This window comes from Ruegeria sp. R14_0, from assembly GCF_017743975.1.
Classification (GTDB): domain Bacteria; phylum Pseudomonadota; class Alphaproteobacteria; order Rhodobacterales; family Rhodobacteraceae; genus Ruegeria.
On record NZ_JAGHRC010000001.1, the window covers coordinates 335676 to 353063 of the forward strand.

Annotated in this window: 16 protein-coding genes; 1 reads left to right on the plus strand and 15 read right to left on the minus strand. The window is 62.2% G+C overall.

The features are described from left to right. Positions 1 to 26: 26 nt before the first annotated feature. The 10 genes from J7416_RS01625 to cbiE form a co-directional block, all read right to left on the minus strand. Positions 27 to 1397 carry a tetratricopeptide repeat protein gene (locus tag J7416_RS01625; RefSeq protein ID WP_209222442.1) on the minus strand — a complete coding sequence of 457 codons (1371 nt, stop codon included), beginning with the start codon at positions 1395 to 1397 and terminating at the stop codon, positions 27 to 29. A gap of 181 nt (positions 1398 to 1578) precedes the next feature. After that, on the minus strand, positions 1579 to 2763 hold the full coding sequence (locus tag J7416_RS01630) for a CaiB/BaiF CoA-transferase family protein (RefSeq protein ID WP_209222444.1): 1185 nt from the start codon (positions 2761 to 2763) through the stop codon (positions 1579 to 1581). Beyond that, positions 2750 to 4369, minus strand: a complete 1620-nt coding sequence (locus J7416_RS01635) for a thiamine pyrophosphate-binding protein (protein ID WP_209222446.1) — start codon at positions 4367 to 4369, stop codon at positions 2750 to 2752. The genes J7416_RS01630 and J7416_RS01635 overlap by 14 nt, the downstream gene beginning before the upstream one ends. Before the next feature lie 78 nt (positions 4370 to 4447). Beyond that, a complete protein-coding gene (locus tag J7416_RS01640) occupies positions 4448 to 4906 on the minus strand; it encodes a DUF302 domain-containing protein (protein ID WP_209222448.1) in 459 nt (152 codons plus the stop codon). Positions 4907 to 5021: 115 nt separating this feature from the next. Next, entirely contained in the window at positions 5022 to 5765 is a 744-nt protein-coding gene (gene cobF / locus J7416_RS01645) for a precorrin-6A synthase (deacetylating) (RefSeq protein ID WP_209222451.1), read from the minus strand. Beyond that, complete coding sequence (gene cobA, locus J7416_RS01650) at positions 5758 to 6486, minus strand: uroporphyrinogen-III C-methyltransferase (protein WP_209222453.1); 729 nt, start codon at positions 6484 to 6486, stop codon at positions 5758 to 5760. Before cobA ends, cobF begins: the two co-directional genes overlap by 8 nt. Then, the gene (locus J7416_RS01655) at positions 6483 to 7805 is read right to left on the minus strand and encodes a cobyrinate a,c-diamide synthase (protein WP_209222455.1); all 1323 of its coding nucleotides are present in this window, start codon (positions 7803 to 7805) and stop codon (positions 6483 to 6485) included. The genes cobA and J7416_RS01655 overlap by 4 nt, the downstream gene beginning before the upstream one ends. Next, positions 7792 to 8586 (minus strand): precorrin-4 C(11)-methyltransferase, encoded by a 795-nt coding sequence (cobM, locus tag J7416_RS01660; RefSeq protein WP_209222457.1) that lies wholly within the window; start codon positions 8584 to 8586, stop codon positions 7792 to 7794. The genes J7416_RS01655 and cobM overlap by 14 nt, the downstream gene beginning before the upstream one ends. Then, positions 8583 to 8951: a cobalamin biosynthesis protein gene (locus tag J7416_RS01665; protein ID WP_209223800.1), complete on the minus strand. Its 369-nt coding sequence runs from the start codon at positions 8949 to 8951 to the stop codon at positions 8583 to 8585. Before J7416_RS01665 ends, cobM begins: the two co-directional genes overlap by 4 nt. After that, positions 8948 to 10147 (minus strand): precorrin-6y C5,15-methyltransferase (decarboxylating) subunit CbiE, encoded by a 1200-nt coding sequence (gene cbiE / locus J7416_RS01670; RefSeq protein ID WP_209222459.1) that lies wholly within the window; start codon positions 10145 to 10147, stop codon positions 8948 to 8950. The genes J7416_RS01665 and cbiE overlap by 4 nt, the downstream gene beginning before the upstream one ends. Between cbiE and J7416_RS01675 the strand changes: the two genes are divergently transcribed. After that, positions 10146 to 10895, plus strand: coding sequence for a cobalt-precorrin-6A reductase (locus J7416_RS01675; RefSeq protein ID WP_209222461.1), 750 nt, complete (start codon positions 10146 to 10148; stop codon positions 10893 to 10895). The two genes, cbiE and J7416_RS01675, sit on opposite strands and share 2 nt — an antisense overlap. Here the strand turns inward: J7416_RS01675 and cobJ are convergent. Genes cobJ through cobN form a run of 5 tightly spaced genes read right to left on the minus strand, consistent with a single transcriptional unit; the run spans position 10868 to position 17388 of the window. Beyond that, a complete protein-coding gene (cobJ, locus tag J7416_RS01680; protein WP_209222463.1) occupies positions 10868 to 11620 on the minus strand; it encodes a precorrin-3B C(17)-methyltransferase in 753 nt (250 codons plus the stop codon). The genes J7416_RS01675 and cobJ overlap by 28 nt on opposite strands. Next, a complete protein-coding gene (locus J7416_RS01685) occupies positions 11617 to 12345 on the minus strand; it encodes a precorrin-2 C(20)-methyltransferase (protein WP_209222465.1) in 729 nt (242 codons plus the stop codon). The genes cobJ and J7416_RS01685 overlap by 4 nt, the downstream gene beginning before the upstream one ends. Continuing rightward, a complete protein-coding gene (locus J7416_RS01690) occupies positions 12342 to 12971 on the minus strand; it encodes a precorrin-8X methylmutase (RefSeq protein ID WP_209222467.1) in 630 nt (209 codons plus the stop codon). The genes J7416_RS01685 and J7416_RS01690 overlap by 4 nt, the downstream gene beginning before the upstream one ends. Next, positions 12971 to 14098, minus strand: a complete 1128-nt coding sequence (gene cobG / locus J7416_RS01695; protein WP_209222469.1) for a precorrin-3B synthase — start codon at positions 14096 to 14098, stop codon at positions 12971 to 12973. Before cobG ends, J7416_RS01690 begins: the two co-directional genes overlap by 1 nt. Further along, positions 14095 to 17388, minus strand: coding sequence for a cobaltochelatase subunit CobN (gene cobN, locus J7416_RS01700; RefSeq protein WP_209222471.1), 3294 nt, complete (start codon positions 17386 to 17388; stop codon positions 14095 to 14097). The genes cobG and cobN overlap by 4 nt, the downstream gene beginning before the upstream one ends.

Below are 17388 nucleotides of genomic sequence, written 5' to 3' on the forward strand. Positions count from 1 at the left end.
TCTGTCCTTCTTGGTTTTTGTTTTTGTTATTCAGCCGGGACGCTTTGTGCGTCTCCGTTGTCGCGGGCCGCGTCGATCAATGCGCGGCGCGCAAGAGCGTAATTGTCTTCGCCCCCGGCGCGTTTTGCGCGGCGGTCATCCAGAATGCGCTCGACAGCATCCAGACGGCCAGCGCGCAGGCCGGAATCAATTGTGATGCGCTCGAAGACATCACGTTGGGCGTGGCTTCCACCTGCCAGTTGCATGCCTGCTCGGGCGTTCGACAAAAAGTCGAAGGCTTCGCCGTACAGTCCATCGCCAAAGGCCTCAAGCCCTTTGGCCGCCGCAATGCCCGGATCGGACATTCGGATCGGGGTATCCCCCTGATTGCGCTGCGCATCCTTTTGAATACGCTGCAGCATTTTGCCGGTTGCGTCCGATCGGTTGTCACTCGTCAGCGCCAGCAGATAGTGAAGGTCGGCAAAAATCAGGCAACCATCCTCGGTCCGTGCGGCGCTGAGGTCGGCCAGCTCTTCCCAGCGGTTGCCGACATCGACACCCTCAAGCTCCAGCCGCGATAGCAGCGAGGTCGCGTTCGAGATGTCGCGGTAATCGTCGGTTTTGTCCTGACGGATGTAGTTGTCATACAGTTCCATCACCTGATCGACCTGACCCAGATCCAGATGCATCAGCGCCTTGTGCCACCAGACGTGATAACGGAAGTTGTTGCAGTGGGTCCAAGCCTCTTCGCGGCCCGCCAGCCAATCCAGCCCCAGCTGCGCGTTGCCTGTCATCTCATGCACGTGTGCTACAGCGTGCAAACCCCAGGCGTCGTCCGACACCATCCACAGCGCTTGACGTCCGGCAATCTCGGCCTTTTCGTAGGCACCGGTCTCTTCCAACGCGAAAGAGTGACAGCCCAGCAGGTAGCCGCGGCCAGCATGATCCGGTGCATAAGATGGCAAAACCCGCTCGATCGACCGACGCATCCCTGCTGAATCTCCCAGCACAAAACGCGTCGCGTGGCTGAGTTTCATCGCCAGCGTGTCTTGCGGATGCGCGCGCAGGATCTCTTCGAACTTCTGGATGGCCTGCGAGGGCAGGTCGGCCAGATACAAAGCAAGGGCTTCGACATACAGCCGCTCGCGCTCTGACACCGGTTGACGCTCTATCGCGGTGTTGGCAGCTGCCAGCGCTTCGACGGCGACGGGCATCATCTCGCGACGGCCCAGCAGGACCATGAACAACCCCTTGACTGCGTGGCCCAGTGCAAAATCGGGCTCAAGCTCAAGAACTTTGCCAAGATGCTGCGGCGTAACGGCGGCATGGGCCATGAACCCAAGCAGAACACCATCCCACGCCTCGACGCTCGCCGGGTGGCTCAGGGTGTTCATCTGTCCGAAAACGTCTTGCTTCATGTTCATGTTCCGATCCAATCGAGAATTCCTACACCAATTGATGTAGCAGAGACTCTGGCAGCGTCGTATCAGTATCGGCCCTGCTCTCGAATTGGTGAAATCTCGTGTGGGCAAAAAATGAATAAAACCGCCGATTCAATGGCATGTTTCAGCAACATGCCGCCGAAATAGGCAGAGTGTTTCAATCTTCAAAGGGGTTTTCAGCACTCAGAACGGTCTGCGTATCAGCCCCACAAACCGGCGGAGCGGTACGATATGTTACAGGTGTGCGCGACAGTTTCAGCGGATTTCCGATCAGTTGCACCTGACCCGGGTCAGCCTGCATCGCGATCTGCATCTGGCGTGCTGCGACCTGATCGGTGGCAAAAACCTGATCCAGCGTCTGCACCGGGCCGACCGGCACCTTGCGAGCTTCAAGTTCGGCAATAACAGTGTCAGTCGGGTGCGATTTGACCGCCGGGCGCAGAATGGCATTCAGGGCGTCGCGGTGTTCCAGCCGGGCAGGGTTGGTGGCAAAACGCGGATCGTCGAACAATTCCGGATGGCCGATAAACTCACAAAAACGCTGGAACTGGCTGTCGTTGCCGACCGCCAGAATGACGTGGCCATCAGCGGTTTCGTATACGTCATAAGGCACGATGTTCGGGTGCCCGTTGCCGCGCCGTTGCGGCACGTTGCCCGAGGTCAGATAGTTCACCCCTTCGTTGATCAGCCACGCGATCTGCGCATCCACCAAAGCCAGATCGATCTGCTGCCCCTCACCGGTCTGATCGCGGTGGCGCAGCGCGGCCAGAATGCCGACACTCGCGTACATGCCACACATTACATCGGCGATGCCGACCCCAACCTTCATCGGTGCACCTTCGGGGTCGCCGGTCAGAGACATGACGCCGCCATAGCCCTGCGCCATCAGGTCGTAGCCGGGTTTGGACGCATTCGGACCGGTTTGCCCATAGCCCGAGATAGAGCAATAGACGAGGCTGGGGAAATCCTGCGACAGGGTGGCGTAGTCCAGACCGTATTTTGCCAAACCGCCGGGTTTGAAGTTCTCGATCAGGATATCAGCATGTGACGCCAGGCGTTTGATTTCGGCCTGACCTTCGGGCGTGGTGATGTCGATGGCGACGGATTTCTTATTGCGGTTGGCCGCCATGAAATAGGCGCTCAGGTCCGATCTGTTGCCTTCGGCATCCTCGACGTAAGGCGGACCCCATTGGCGGGTATCGTCCCCGCCAGTCGCAGGGTTCTCGATCTTGATGACGCTGGCACCCAGATCGCCCAGCAGCTGCGTGCAGGTCGGTCCGGCCAGAATGCGGCTGAGGTCCAGCACTTTGACGCCTTTAAGCGGTCCTTCAGATCCGGCCATCGTAACCTCCGCGGTCGATCTCGGCGGCAATCACGGTGAAGGTATCAGCCTTCATCGCGTCATTCAGAGCCTCGCGCAGTTCTTCGCGGTTACGGACCGTGTGTCCCTTGCCGCCAAACGCCCGACCCATAGCTGCAAAGTCGTGGCGGTCGAAATCCACGCCTTTATTGCCCATCTGGCGCTGGCGCTGTTTCAACTCGATCAACGCAAGGCTGGCATCGACAAAGACCAGAAAGATTGGGTTTCCGCCGATTTCGGCGGCGGTCGACAGCTCTCCGGCGACCATCAGGAAACCGGCGTCGCCCGAGAAGCTGATGACCGGACGGTCTGGCTCGGCCAGTTTCAGGCCAATCGCCATCGGCACAGCACAGCCCATGGTGCACAAAGCCGAAGACTGGATCAGCCCGCGTTCCTCGGAACACTCCCACATCTGGCTCAGCAATATGCGATGCGCGCCGCTGTCGGCGGTGGCCAGCGTGTTGGCAGGCAGAGTGGCGCGGGTTTCAGCGATGACGGCAGCCGGGCCCCAGTCTTCGTTGGTCGGAAAGGCCTGCGCCAGCGCGGCCTTGACCTTCGCAGGCTCGCCTCCGGGCCATGTTTCACGCGCCGGGTTGCCCTTGGCGATTGCTTCCAGAGTCGCCCCGGTATCGGCCACAAGGTTCAGCCCGGCCTGATGCATGTAGTGATCGTTGACCACGGCGGATATGTCGATGACGCGTGTTTCTTCGGGGTCCCAGACCTCACGCCAACCGAGTCGCATTTCGATCGGATCATAACCCAGACACAAGACCAGATCGGCCTGTTCGACCAATGGCAAAAGGTGCTTATCCGCCAGTGGCGACAACCCGGCCCCGCCAAGGCACAGCGGGTTGTCTTCGGGGACGACGCCCTTGGCCTTGTAGGTGGTGACCAAGGGAATTCCGAAGTGTTCAAGGAAGGCCTGCACCACATTGCGCGACCCGTCATATAGAACATCCAGACCGACAATCGCGACAGGCCGCTCGGCATCCGCCACCCAGCGACGCGCTTTTTCAACACAGTTGCCTTCGGGCGCGACGACAGCCGCTTTTTTCAAACGTCGCTTTTTGACATCGGATACCCGCGTATCCGCGACCGAGATCGGAACGTCGATATGGACGGGGCCGGGGCGCGGCTGATTGGCCAGAGACACGGCTTTATCCGCCACGATGTCCGACCCCTGCGCCGTCAGCGTGAACGTTCCCTTGGTGATCGAGCGGTACACCTGCGCATGATCCATAACCTGATGGGTATAGGTCAGTGCCTCATCCGCATCGACACAGCCGGTCAGCACGATCATGGGCACGCGATCTTGCAGCGCGTTGGCGACCACATTGATCCCGTTCATCGCGCCGGGGCCGAGCGTGGCCACCAGAATGGCAGGCGCGCCGTCGCGGTGATGCACAGCCTCAGCCATGAAACCGGCGGCGTTTTCGTGCTTGGTCAGGTGAAAGGTGATCCCAGTCTGTTCCAGCGCATCCACCAGGGTCAAAACCTCGCCGCCGGGCATGCCAAAGGCGTGGCGGCATCCGGCCTCATAGAGACGTTGGGCCAAAAGGTCCGCGGCGCGGGGCGAGAGGTCCTGCATCAGTTGTGCTCCGAAGTAATACGTCTTTGCAGATTGCGGAGGACACGCCCCGACGCAAGCAGCTTCACAGCAGTGTGACTATTTGACTGCGGATTCCGCCACGGATTGGAACCTTGAGTCCAGTTCTTCGGCAATCTCGCGCAACGGTTCTCCGCCTTCGTGGACATAAGGCGCAAACACGAAGCTGGGCGTTTTGTAGGACAGTGTCGCTGTTCCATCCGCGTTTTCGGTCACGTAGAAGCGGATGGGGGCTTCGATCATGGCATGGACCGACGTTTCCAGAACCCGAACGGCGAAATCGTTGTTGAACGCACCGATGACCAGATTTCCCGGAATGGTGATCCCGCGCGCTGCCGCCGCCTTGGTCGGTCCGGCCTGCGTGACTACGATCAGACCGTTTTCTTTCACGGCGGCTTTGGTGTCTGCGACCAGTTCCTCATAGCTTTTGTCGGTCGGGTGAACGGCCCAGCCGACGGGTGGTTCCTGCGCCAAGGCGGGCAGGGCCAGCATGAACAATAGAGTTACCAAAGCCTTCATCGTGCTGTCCTCATCGGTTCGGATGCGGGATTGATGCCAGAAACCGGCGTTTCGCGCACTCACAATCCCGTGGGGTTTCAGGCTATGGCTACTGCACGGTCAACTGGGCAAAGTTTCAGGCGACACGTTTCCTCAGCAGGTAAATGTCCATGATCCAGCCGTGATCTGCGCGAGCCTTCGCGCGGATTTCAACGATCTGCTTGGCGACATCTACCAAGGCCCCTGTGACCAGAATCTCTTCTTCCATGCCCACATAAGCGCCCCACCGGATATCGTATTCCGCCATCTCGAGGCTTTGGAAGGAGCACTCGCCATCCAGCATGACCGCAACCGTCGATGCGCCCTGTGGCCACCCCTCATCCCGAATGCGGCGCCCTGTGGTGACCACGTAAGGCGCGCCCAGATCGTTGATCGGGATCGCATGGGCCGCCGTAAGCGCCTGCAGAGCGGTGATGCCGGGAACCACACGGGTTCTGGGTTGCGGGCTCAATCGGGACGCGATGCGCAGCGAACTGTCGTACAGCGAAGGGTCGCCCCAGATCAGCAGAGCGACCTGTTTCGCGTCGGGATGCGCCCGGATCGCTTCTTGCCATCGAACCGCGATGGCATCGTGCCATTCATCCACGCCGCGCAGATACCCGTCATCGGCCCGGCGTTTGGGGATGTCGAAATAGGCAATTTGCGGAGGAGTCTCGGTGACCTGAGCGATGATCTCCTCTCGAAGCCCGGCCAGATCGGCTTTGTTTTCACCCTTGCGCGGGATCAGGATCAAGTCTGCGTTGCGGATGGCCTGCGCGCCTTGAAAGGTCACGTGGTCAGGGTTGCCGGTGCCGATACCGATCAGGGTCAGGTCAAACATTATCGGTCTCAGCAAGCGGGCCATACAGGATCAGGGCAGGGGCAGTTCCAATCTCGGACCCCAACTTCTCGGCCAATCCGCCAACGGTCGACCGGTGCAATACCTGATCCGGAGTGGATACGGATTCGGCCATTAGCGCAGGTGTATCCAGCGGCAGGCCATGGTCGTGCAGTGCATTGACCAACAGCGGAAACGTGCGCTTGCCCATGAAAACGACAGTCGTAGCATAGGGATCGGCAAGCGCGGCCAGATTCAGGTCCTCAGGCAGCTTGCCGCTGACGTCGTGACCCGTCACGAACTGCACCCGCCGCGCGGTGAGCCGTCGGGTCAGCGGAATTCCCGCCGCTGCCGCGGCTGCAACCGCCGAGGGGATGCCGGGGATGATTTCGTATTCGATCCCGGCCTCGCGCAGCGCCACCAGTTCCTCTTCCAGTCGACCAAACAACCCGCCGTCGCCTGACTTCAACCGCACCACACGAGCGCCCGTCTTGGCGTAATCCACCAGAAGACGACTGACGTGGTCCTGCTTGGGCGAAGGCCGACCGGCACGCTTGCCGACACCCACAAGGTCCGCGTCCTGATGCGCGTGGCTCAGGATCGGGCCGCTGCTGAGGTCGTCAAACAAGACCGCATCCGCCTTTTGCATCCGGTTTACGGCTTTCAGTGTCAGCAACTCCGGATCACCGGGGCCCGAGCCTATGAACGAGACAAATCCGCTCATGCCTGTGCCTCTGCGATCAGGTGAAAGAAGGTTCCTGTCACGTTGCCGTGCACTGATCCGGTTTGCGGGCCTTCCACGCCCTCGGCATCGAACACTCGGGCCAACGGCGCATCCGGCTGTTCCAGGATCGAGGAATAGTGGAACTCGTGCCCCCGCAACGTTGTATCCGCTGCAAAACCAGGCATTGGCGCAAGCAATTGCGCCTTGCGATAGCCAAGGTTGAATTTCCGTTTTTCGTAGGATGTTACAAGGCCAAGCAAACCCGCCATCTGATGTTGGACACCTTCCTTGTCGACCAACGCCTCACCCAACGCCATGTACCCTCCGCACTCGCCATGCACAGGCTTGGTTTCAGCATGCGTGCGCAGTCCGTTCAGGAATGTGCTGGCCGCGGCCAGAGTTCCGGCGTGCAACTCGGGATACCCTCCGGGCAACCAGACCAGATCGGCGTCCAGCGCAGGTGCCTCGTCTGCCAACGGGGAAAACGGCAGGATTTCTGCACCGGCCGCACGCCATCCTTCTAGCAAATGCGGATAGGTGAACGAAAACGCCTCGTCGCGTGCCAGCGCGATCCGCTGGGCCGGAGGCCGCGGCAGCGCGGTTGACGATGGCCCATTGGGGCCTGAGGAAGCCGCAGCCTTGATCGCCTCAAGATCCACATGCTCGCGCAGGAATGCGGCATACCCGGCAATCGCGCTTTCCAGATCGGGGTGTTCGACCGCCTGGATCAGACCGAGGTGCCGTTCCGGCAGGGTCAGGTCTCCGCGCCGGGGCAGTACGCCCAGAACCGGCAGGCCTGCGCGCTCCATTCCCAGTCGGGTCAGGCGTTCGTGGCGGGGGCTCGCACAACGGTTCAGTATAACACCGGCAAAGGGCAGATCGGGGTTATACATCCGGAACCCGAGCGCCGTCGCCGCCGCCGATTGCGCCTGACCGCCCACATCCAGAACCAGCACCACGGGCCATCCCATGCGCTGTGCAGTCTCGGCGCTTGAGCCATGACCCAGCTCTCCGGGCTTGGCGACGCCGTCGAAAAGCCCCATTGACCCCTCGGCCACAACGATATCGGCACCTTCGGCCTGCGCGGAAATCGCGCTCAGCAACGGATCGGCCATCGCCCAGCTGTCCAGGTTGAACGAAGCCCGCCCCGCAGCTGCCCGGTGAAAGGCCGGGTCAATATAGTCCGGTCCGCTTTTGAACGGTTGCACGGTCAGACCGTCTTCGGCCAAGGCCCGCAACAGGCCCAGCATGACGGTGGTTTTCCCCGTGCCGGAAGACGGGGCAGAAATCAAAAGGCCCGGAGGGTTAGTCATCGCCATGGCTCCAGCTGGACCACGGGCTGTCCGCACTTTGCGGACGATAGCGGCGGTCGTAATCTTTTGAATAGAGGCAGCTTTCATCAAAGCCTTCGCCGGCTAAGGCCGGGCCGACCATGATCAGAGCGGTGCGCGAGATGCTTTCGTCCAGTGCCTCTTTCAAGGTTGCCAATGTGGCGCGAATGATCCGTTCGTCCGGCCAGCTGGCGCGGTACACCACGGCCACCGGGCAATCGGCCCCATAAGCAGGGGTCAGATCCGCGATCACATTGTCCAGATTGCCGATCGACAGGTGAATGGCCAGCGTTGAGCCTGTGCGGGCAAAGTTCTCAAGCGTTTCACCCTCGGGCATCGAGGATGCACGGCCCGGCGTCCGGGTTAGAACCACCGATTGCGCAAGACCGGGCAGGGTCAGTTCTGTGCCCAAAGCGGCGGCGGCCGCTGCGAACGATGGAACACCCGGCGTGACACTTACGGGAATGCCCATCTCTTTCAGTCGCCGGACCTGTTCACCCATCGCCGACCAGACAGACAGGTCGCCGGAATGCAAGCGCGCCACATCCTGACCGGCCTGATGTGCAGCTTCAATCTCGGCCATGATCTGATCCAGGTCCATCGGCGCAGTGTTAATGATCTTTGCACCTTCGGGGCAATGGCTCAGGATTTCCTCGGGCACCAGCGATCCAGCATACAGGCATACCGGACAGGACGCTATGATGTCGCGCCCGCGCAGGGTCAGAAGGTCGGCGGCACCGGGTCCGGCGCCGATGAAATGAACGGTCATGTGTGTCCTCCGATGGCGACGGCGCATGTGGCAAGCCGGTCGTCAGAAATCTGTCTGGGTGAGGTCAGCCGCGCGCCTGCTCCGGCGGCGGCAAGGGCGGATGCTTCGGCCACGCTGCCGGTACCATAAGTGGCGCGGCTGCGGTTCGAGCAGGTGAGTGTTCGCTGCCCCGCCAGATCGGCGGGCGCGATGAAATGCAGGGGCAGGGCGGTCGCAGATGCGAACTCGGCCAGCGCCGCATGGCCTTCCTTATCGGCGACAGTGGCCAAAGCATCCACAACCTGACCGGCGCTGGCCCGTTCAAAGGCTGCGCGCAGGCTGTCCACGGTTGCCGCCGACGAAAAGCCAAGCCCTGCGACGATCATAGGGTCACGCTCCACTGCACCACCGGGTAGGCGGATTTCCATCCGCGCCGCGGGCCAAGCGCCGCGGCCTGCGCAAGTTCGATGCGCAGAAGCTCTCCGCCCACCTGATCGTGCCATTGGGCCAGCAGAGCCTCGCTTTCCAGTGTGACGGCATTTGCAACCAGACGGGTGCCTTTCGGCAAGGCATCCTGCAGCCAAGCCAGAAGGTCAGCGCTGAGCCCGCCGCCAATGAAAACAACATCCGGCAAGGCGAGGCCATCCAGTGCCCCAGGGGCCGTACCATGCACCACGTTCAGTCGATCCTGACCCAGAGTATCAGCGTTGCGACGTATACGCTCGGCACGGTCCTCGCGCGGTTCGATTGTCGTCGCGGTCAGGGTAGGGTCACACATCAGCCATTCGATGCTGATCGAGCCGGTGCCGCCGCCGATATCCCACAGGTGCTCTCCTCGCTTGGGGGCCAAGGCTGAAAGGGTAAGGGCACGCACGGGACGTTTGGTGATCTGACCGTCGTTTTCGAATATCTCGTCCGGTTTGCCAGAGGACTTGGGCAGAGCTTCACCTTCGCCGGCAACCTCCAACCCCACGCAAACCGGGTGGTCAAACCCGCCCAGCAGGGCCTCGGTCAGCGTGACGCTTCGCGAGCGTTCGCGGGGGCCGCCAAGCGCTTCCATCACGTGCAGCTGCGTGTCGGGAAAGCCCGTTTCACTCAGGTACGTGGCAAGCTCGGCCACCGCCGCCCCGTTGCGCAGCAGCAGAATGGCGCGCAAACCCGGTGACAGGTGCGGGCGCAGCCGCGTCAAAGGGGCCGCGTGCAGACCGAAGGTTTGGGTGCTTTCCAAGGGCCAGCCCAGACGGGCGGCGGCCAGGGAAAAGGTGGACTGCCCGGGCAGAGCCACCCATTCACCCACGTCAAAATTGCGCGCGATCACCGAACCGGCGCCGAACCAGAACGGATCGCCAGAGGCCAGCACAACCGTTGGCCGTCCGCGAAACCCGGTCAGAATTGGCAGCCCGTCGGCAAATGGCACGGGCCATTCAACCTTTTGCGCGCCGGTATCAGGGATCAGTGACAGGTGGCGCGGCGGACCCATGATGATTTCGGCGCGTTCCAGCACTTGACGGCTTGCGGGCGGCAGGCCATCCAGTCCATCTTCGCCCAAGCCCAGAACGCTCAGCCACGGAGCCTCATGCATGACCAACCTCCTGATCCTTGGTGGCACGACCGAGGCCAATGCGCTGGCCAAAACTCTGGCCGAGCGGGGCATCCCGGCGACCTATTCCTATGCCGGTCGTGTCGATAATCCAAGGCCGCAACCCTTGCCGGTGCGTGTCGGCGGGTTTGGCGGTGTCGAGGGACTGGCCAGCTATCTGCGCGATCACACAATCACGCATGTGGTGGACGCCACCCATCCCTTTGCCGCACAAATGAGCACGAACGCCGTTGCGGCGTGTCGCGAGGCCGAAGTGCCGTTGGCTGCATTGACCCGCCCGGCGTGGCGCGAACAAGACGGGGACCGCTGGCAGCACGTTGCAGACATCGACGCAGCCGTCGCGGCGCTGGACGGGCCAAAACGACGCGTTTTTCTGGCGGTTGGCCGCCTGCATCTTGAGGATTTTGCCGTTCAACCGCAGCACCACTACCTGCTGAGGTTGGTGGACGAACCCGATGCACTTCCACTGCCAAATTGCGACGTGATCGTGTCGCGCGGACCGTTTACCGAAGCAGGAGACCGGGCGCTGATGGAAAATCACGGGATTGAACTGGTGGTGTCCAAGAACTCCGGCGGCAGTGGCGCGCGTGCCAAACTGGACGCCGCGCGCGCGCTGGGCGTGCCGGTGCTGATGATCGACCGCCCGAGCCTTCCGCAAAGGACCGAACTGTCGAATGTCGCACAGGTTCTGGACTGGCTGGCTCATTCAGGTGTGAACCTCGGGGTGTAGACGATCGGAGCGTTGTCACGTTCGATCACGCGGGTCAGGGATGAGCCGACAATGACCACCGTCTGCATGTCGGCCATGTCCGGGGTCGCTTCGGCCAGTGTCGAAATCCGGATCGCCTCATCGGGGCGCGATACAGCGCGGGCAAACAGGATCAGACGCTCGGGCTCGCATTCATCACGCAGGATTTCCAGCGTTTTTACAAAACCTTCCGGGCGGGACTTGGAGCGCGGGTTGTAAAACGCCATCGCAAAATCGCCCTGCGCCGCCAGACGTAGGCGTTTTTCAATCAGTGACCACGGTTTCAGGTTGTCGCTGAGATTGATCGCACAGAAATCATGTCCCAGCGGCGCCCCCGCGCGTGCTGACGCTGCCAACATCGCGGTGATGCCCGGCAACACGTCGATGGGGATGTCGCGCCACGCGGACGGGCCGCTCTCCAATGCCTCAAACACTGCAGCCGCCATGGCGAAGACGCCCGGATCGCCTGACGAGACGACCACAACCCGCTTCCCCTCGGCTGCCATCTGCAGCGCGTGTTGGGACCGATCAATCTCAACCCGGTTGTCGCTGGCATGCAGCGTCAGACCGGGGCGCTCTGCCACGCGTGCGACGTACGGGATGTACCCGACCACATCCGTAGCTTCGGCCAACGCTGCCGAAACTTCGGGCGTGACCAGCTGTTCGTTTCCAGGCCCCAGGCCCGCGATCTTGACCCAGCCGCTCATGGTCGACGACCTTGCCCATGCACGATAATAATCGAGAAATAGGGGGTGAGCTTGTCACACGCCTCGGACAGTTTCGTCACGGTCTGGTTGGGCATCTGGGCGAATTCGACGATCCACGCGCGATCATACAGACCCGCCGTTTTCAACGCCCGCTTCACCTTGTCGATATTGCGCCCGATCTTCATCACAACCAGTGCGTCCGTCTGCGCCATACGGTGCGCCAGATCGTCCTCGGGCAGGGTGCCGACCAGTACGGTGAGCACATCATCGCCCCAGGTGATCGGGTCGCCGGTCGCGGTCCACGCGCCGGACATGCCTGTAATGGCCGGAACGACTTCGACCTCAGCCTGATCACGTAAGCGACTGTAAAGATGCATGAAGGACCCATAGAAGAACGGGTCCCCTTCGCACAGAACCACCACGTCCTCACCCTGATCCGACAACGCTTTCAGGTGCTCTGCACAGTCTTTGTAGAAGGCGGAAAGCAACGCGTTGTAGCGCGGATCTTCCAGCGGGATTTCCGTGGTGACGGGGTATTCCATCGGGAACTCGACCGCGCTGTCCGGGATCATCCCGTCGACGATCTTGCGCGCCTGACCACTGCGGCCAGGCTTGCGGAAAAACGCGACATGGCGGGCATTCCGCAGCAGACGATCGGCACGGACGCTCATCAGGTCCGGATCGCCGGGGCCAAGGCCCACGCCGTATATCTTGCCGGCGCTCATTCGGCGCGGCTCGCAATAGCGTTGATGGCGGCCACGGTGATGGCGCTGCCGCCCAGACGGCCTTTGATGATGCACGAGGGCACTGGCTGCGCCTCCCACAAGGCGTCCTTTGATTCGACAGCGCCGACGAAGCCCACCGGGCAACCGATGATGGCGGCGGGACGCGGGCAGTCGGGGTCTTCCAGCATGTTCAACAAGTGGAACAGAGCGGTGGGCGCATTGCCGATGGCGACCAGAGCGCCCTTCAGATGTGGCCGCCAAAGCTCTAGCGCGGCAGCAGAGCGGGTGTTGCTCATCTCAGCGGCCAGCGGGCGCACGCGCTCATCATGCAGAGTGCAGATCACCTCGTTGTCGGCGGGCAGGCGGAACCGGGTGACACCTTCGCTGACCATGCGCGCATCGCACAGGATCGGCGCGCCAGCTTCCAGCGCGGTGCGTGCGGCCGAGACGAAACCCGGTGAGAAATGCACAAACTCTTCCAGCCCGACCATCCCAGCGGCGTGGATCATGCGCACAGCGACCTGCTCTTCATCCGCATCAAAACGCGCCAGATCGGCCTCGGACCGGATCGTCGCAAAGCTTTCCTTGTAGATTGCTGCGCCATCGGTTTCGTATTCATAGGGCATCAGGTGAAGTCCATGGTCATAAGTGTTTCTTCGGTCAGGCCGGTCTGGCTGGGCTCATCCCCTGCACGGCCCTGTTTGACAAGATCAAATCGCCCGTTGTGGCCGATCAATGTAACGTCGGCCGATCCCATCCGGGCACATCCCTTGGCGCAGCCCGAAACATGCAGGCTGCCGGGGACGCGGGATGCCAGTGCGCGCGCGATGTTGCGCGTCTCAGCTTTCGCTTGCGGGCAGAACGGTGCGCCGGGGCAGGCGTCGGTGGTCATCAGCGGATCAGAGCCATCCGTGACAAAGTGCGGTGCGGGTATCGCCGCCCCGCCTTCCAGCAGAATCAGCCGCCACGGTGTGACACGCAGGGCAGAGGCTCCGCTATCGCCAAGCAGTTCTTGCAATTGACGCGCAGGCAGTTGCCCGAAAGCCGCGCCGTAGATCGCGCCCAAATCGTAAGCACCGGGTAGAGGTTTAGCCCCAAGTTCTACAGGCGCGCTGCCTTGCCATGCCGACGGTAACCCTTGCGCTGCCACCACCCGAGCCATGCGGCGTTTGTCCGGTGTGAAGCGGGAGGCGAACCATTCGGCAAGCGCGATCAACTGATCTATGGCGTCTTCTTCGGTGACGGCCCGTCCGGTCTCGGCCCCGTCCGCGCGCAGGATCAAGCCGTCTCGTCCGGTTTCCAACCGAATATCCGCCGAGTCTGCGGCCAGCAGGCGTTCGGGGCCAGTATCTATGGCAAAGCCGAATTTGGCCGGCAAGGTCGGCAGATCGCCCAGTCGGTCGATCAGGCCTTGCGTCAATCGAGCCGATAAATCGCCCGAGCGATAAAGCGGGGATACAAGGATGTTGCGACGCACCTCGATACCGGGCTCGGCGTCCAACAGGTTCAGCGTGGCCAATTCAGCCAGCAGCGCTTGGTGGTCGTCTTCCCGGACGCCACGCAGTTGCAGGTTGGCCCGATTGGTCAGATCGATTGTGCCATTGCCAAAGCGTTCAGAAAGCTCGCACAGTCCCAGTGCTTGCGCAGCGCTGAGGCGCGCCAAGCGCGGGCGTACGCGAACCACCAGTCCGTCGCCGGACATCATCGGGCGATGCGCGCCGGGGCACCAGCCTTGGACAAAGGGGGCGCTCATCCCAGCCCCTCCAGATCAGCGCGGATCGAATTCCGGCGGGTGTTCCAGAGACCGGCCTCCAACAATGCCCGGAACCGGTCCTGCATCGCCTGATGCGCGCGGGGGTTGGCCTCTTGCAAAAACGCGTCAACTTCTGCGTCGCCCAACGTGGCGTCGTGGTAGAGGTCGAACAGGTGCGGAGCGACCGTGCCGGATAGATGCGCAAACGAGGCCATGTGATCCAGGGTCGCCGCGATTTCTGCCGCGCCCCGGAACCCATGCCGCTGCATCCCCGCAATCCAACCCGGATTGGCGGCACGGGCATGGACGACGCGGCTGATTTCCTCGGGCAGCGTGCGGGCGCGCGGGTTTTCCGGATTGGTATTGTCCAGATGGTACAGCTGCGCGACACCGCCGGTCACCTGCTTGGCGGCTGCGAACCCGGCCTCATGGGTGGCATAGTCATTAGCCAGCAACAGATCAGTTTCGGTCAGGTCCTGCAGGTGCACAAAGCTGTCGGCATTGGCGACCCGCTGGGTGATGCCGTCTTTGTCCTGCGCAATGTGCTCACCTTCCAACGCGAATGAACTGGCCTCCAGCCACGCCTCACCCGCCTGCGTCCGCGCTTCGTCTGTATAGAATTCCGACAGTTGCGTCATGTTCACGCCATAGCTGCCGGGCGCAGGGCCATAGACACGGGCCGAGGGTTTTTGACCGGCATAGGGGTTCCAGTCCGATGCCTCATCGCGATCCGCCAACGCCCGAACGGCCTGCCCATACAGCGCCGAGAGGGTCGGGAAAACATCGCGGAACAGACCTGATACGCGCAAGGTCACATCCAGACGCGGGCGGCTGAGGTCTGTGATCGGCAGAACCTCGATACCCGACACCCGCTCGGACCCTTTGTCCCAGACCGGCTTTACACCCAAAAGGTGCAGAGCCATTGCGAATTCCTCGCCCGCGGTGCGCATCGTGGCCGAGCCCCAAAGATCAACAATCAGCCCTTTGGGATAATCACCTTCTTCTTGCAGGTGGCGCCGGACCAACTCCTCGGCCAGCTTTACGCCTTGCGCATACGCCGCGCGGGTCGGGACCGAGCGCGGGTCGGTGGTATACAGGTTCCGCCCGGTGGGCAGTACATCGGACCGCCCGCGATAGGGGGAACCGGAGGGCCCAGCCTCGATCCGCTTGCCAGAAAGCGCGTCGATCAGGGCATTGCGTTCGGAATCGGCCGATGGCGCAGGGTCAAAGTTGCCAGAGGCATCCGGCACCCGGCCAAAGATGTGCAAGCCATCGCCAAATTGGCTTTCCTTAATATCGCAAACGAACCGGTCGATGCGGGTGATCGCCTCGGCGGTGCAGGTGGCCTGATCCAAACCCAGGTCGCTTTCCAATCCAATCGCCTGCGCCTCGTCCCGGATGTCTTCTTGCAGGCGGTCGCGGCGCTTGGGGTCCAGCCCGTCAGCGTTTGAAAACTCATCCAGCAACGATTCCAGTCGAACCATCCGGTCCGGCGTGCCGCTTTCCTTCATCGGGGGCGGGATATGGCCCAGCGTAACCGCCCCGATCCGGCGCTTGGCCTGCGCGGCCTCACCGGGGTCGTTGACGATAAAGGGGTAGATGACAGGAAGGTCGCGGATCAGAACCTCGGGCCAGCATTCATTAGACAAAGCGACGGATTTCCCCGGCAGCCATTCCAACGTGCCGTGCGCGCCGATATGGATCAGCGCATCGGCGCGCAGGTCCTTGCGCAGCCACAGATAGAAGGCGACGTAGCCATGGCATGGGGTGCGCGAGAGGTCATGGTAATCATCATCCCTCAACTCAGGTGAACCGCGTTCGGGTTGCAGCGCGACCAACGCCTTGCCCCGGCGCATCACGGTGAAATGGAACGCGCCATCGGTGCAGGACAGGTCATCCGTGGGATCACCCCAGACCGTCGTTAGGTCTGTGCGAAGTTGCTGGGGCAATTCGTCCAGAGCGCTTCGGTAGTCCTCCAGTGGCCACGAAATTCGGGCTTCCAGCAGCGTTTCGGCAATCGGCTCGGCGGGTGCTGTATCATAACCCTCAGCCTGCAGATCAGACAGCATTGCCTCGGCTGAGGCCAGTGCATCCAGCCCTACAGCGTGGGCCATCTGCCAGTCCTTACCGGGATAGGTGGATAGTACCAGCGCGGGCACCTGATCTGCCTTCGGCTTTGCGTTCAGGTTTAGCCAGCCGGTAACGCGGTCGATGATGGCCTCGATCCGTTCCGCTTCGGCGCGGTGGGCAAACCGAGAGTACTCCAGATGAGGATCGCGTTTGCCCGGTTCCTTGAACGACGCGATACCGGCCGAGATGCGCCCGTCCACTTCGGGCAGCACCACATGCATGGCAAGGTCGGCGGGGGACAGGCCGCGTTCTGCTTCGGCCCATGCTTTACGGCGCGAGGTGGCGAGGGCGACCTGAAACACCGGGACGTTGGCTGCATCAAGCGGCGACGTGCCGGACGCGCCTTTGCCCGAGAACGAGGTAGCGTTGATAATCGCGGACGGGGCAAGCGCTGTCACCTGCTCGCGCAGCCAATCCGCAGCCGCGGGCGCTTTGAGCGATGGGGCAAAGAGGCCCACAGCGTCCAGACCACGCGCGCGGATGTTGCGGATCAGGGCCGCAACCGGGGCCGTGTCGGCCGAGGTCAGGTAAGCGCGGTAGAAGGTCACGAGGATTCGTTTAGTGTCACCCGAGAACGCCTTTTCGACTGGGATTACACCCCGATCCGGGCACCACGCGCCGCATTCGGGGATGGTTTTGGCCCCCATGACAGGACCGGCATAGAGCCCCGCGGCCAATGCCATTTGCGCCAACGCTGCTTGCGCGGCAACTTCCCCACCGGTGTCACACAGATGCGCCAGCCGCCGCAGGGTCGAAACGGGCAGGGTGGAGTAGTCGTCCAGACGCGTATCCTCACGCCCGTCCGCCGGCAGAACGGCCAGTGCAATCCCTTTGGCCTGCGCCAACGCCAGCGCCTGCTGCAACCCATAGGACCAATAGGGCACGCCCCCGATCAGGCGGATCAGGATGCCCTTCGCGCCCTCCAACGTCTGTTCAACATACGTGTCGACGGACAGCGGGTGTTTCAGCGCTGTCAGGTTGGCCAGCCGCAGGGTCGGCATCCGCCCCTCTGGCCCACCACCACGATGCCAGCCCGCCGCGAAAGCACCGAGGTCGCTGTCGGAAAAAGACAGCACCACCAAATCCGCCGGGCTCTGGCCCAGATCGGTCGGGGTTTCGGTTTCCTCTAACCCGTGGCTTTCGCGGAAGACAACGTGCAT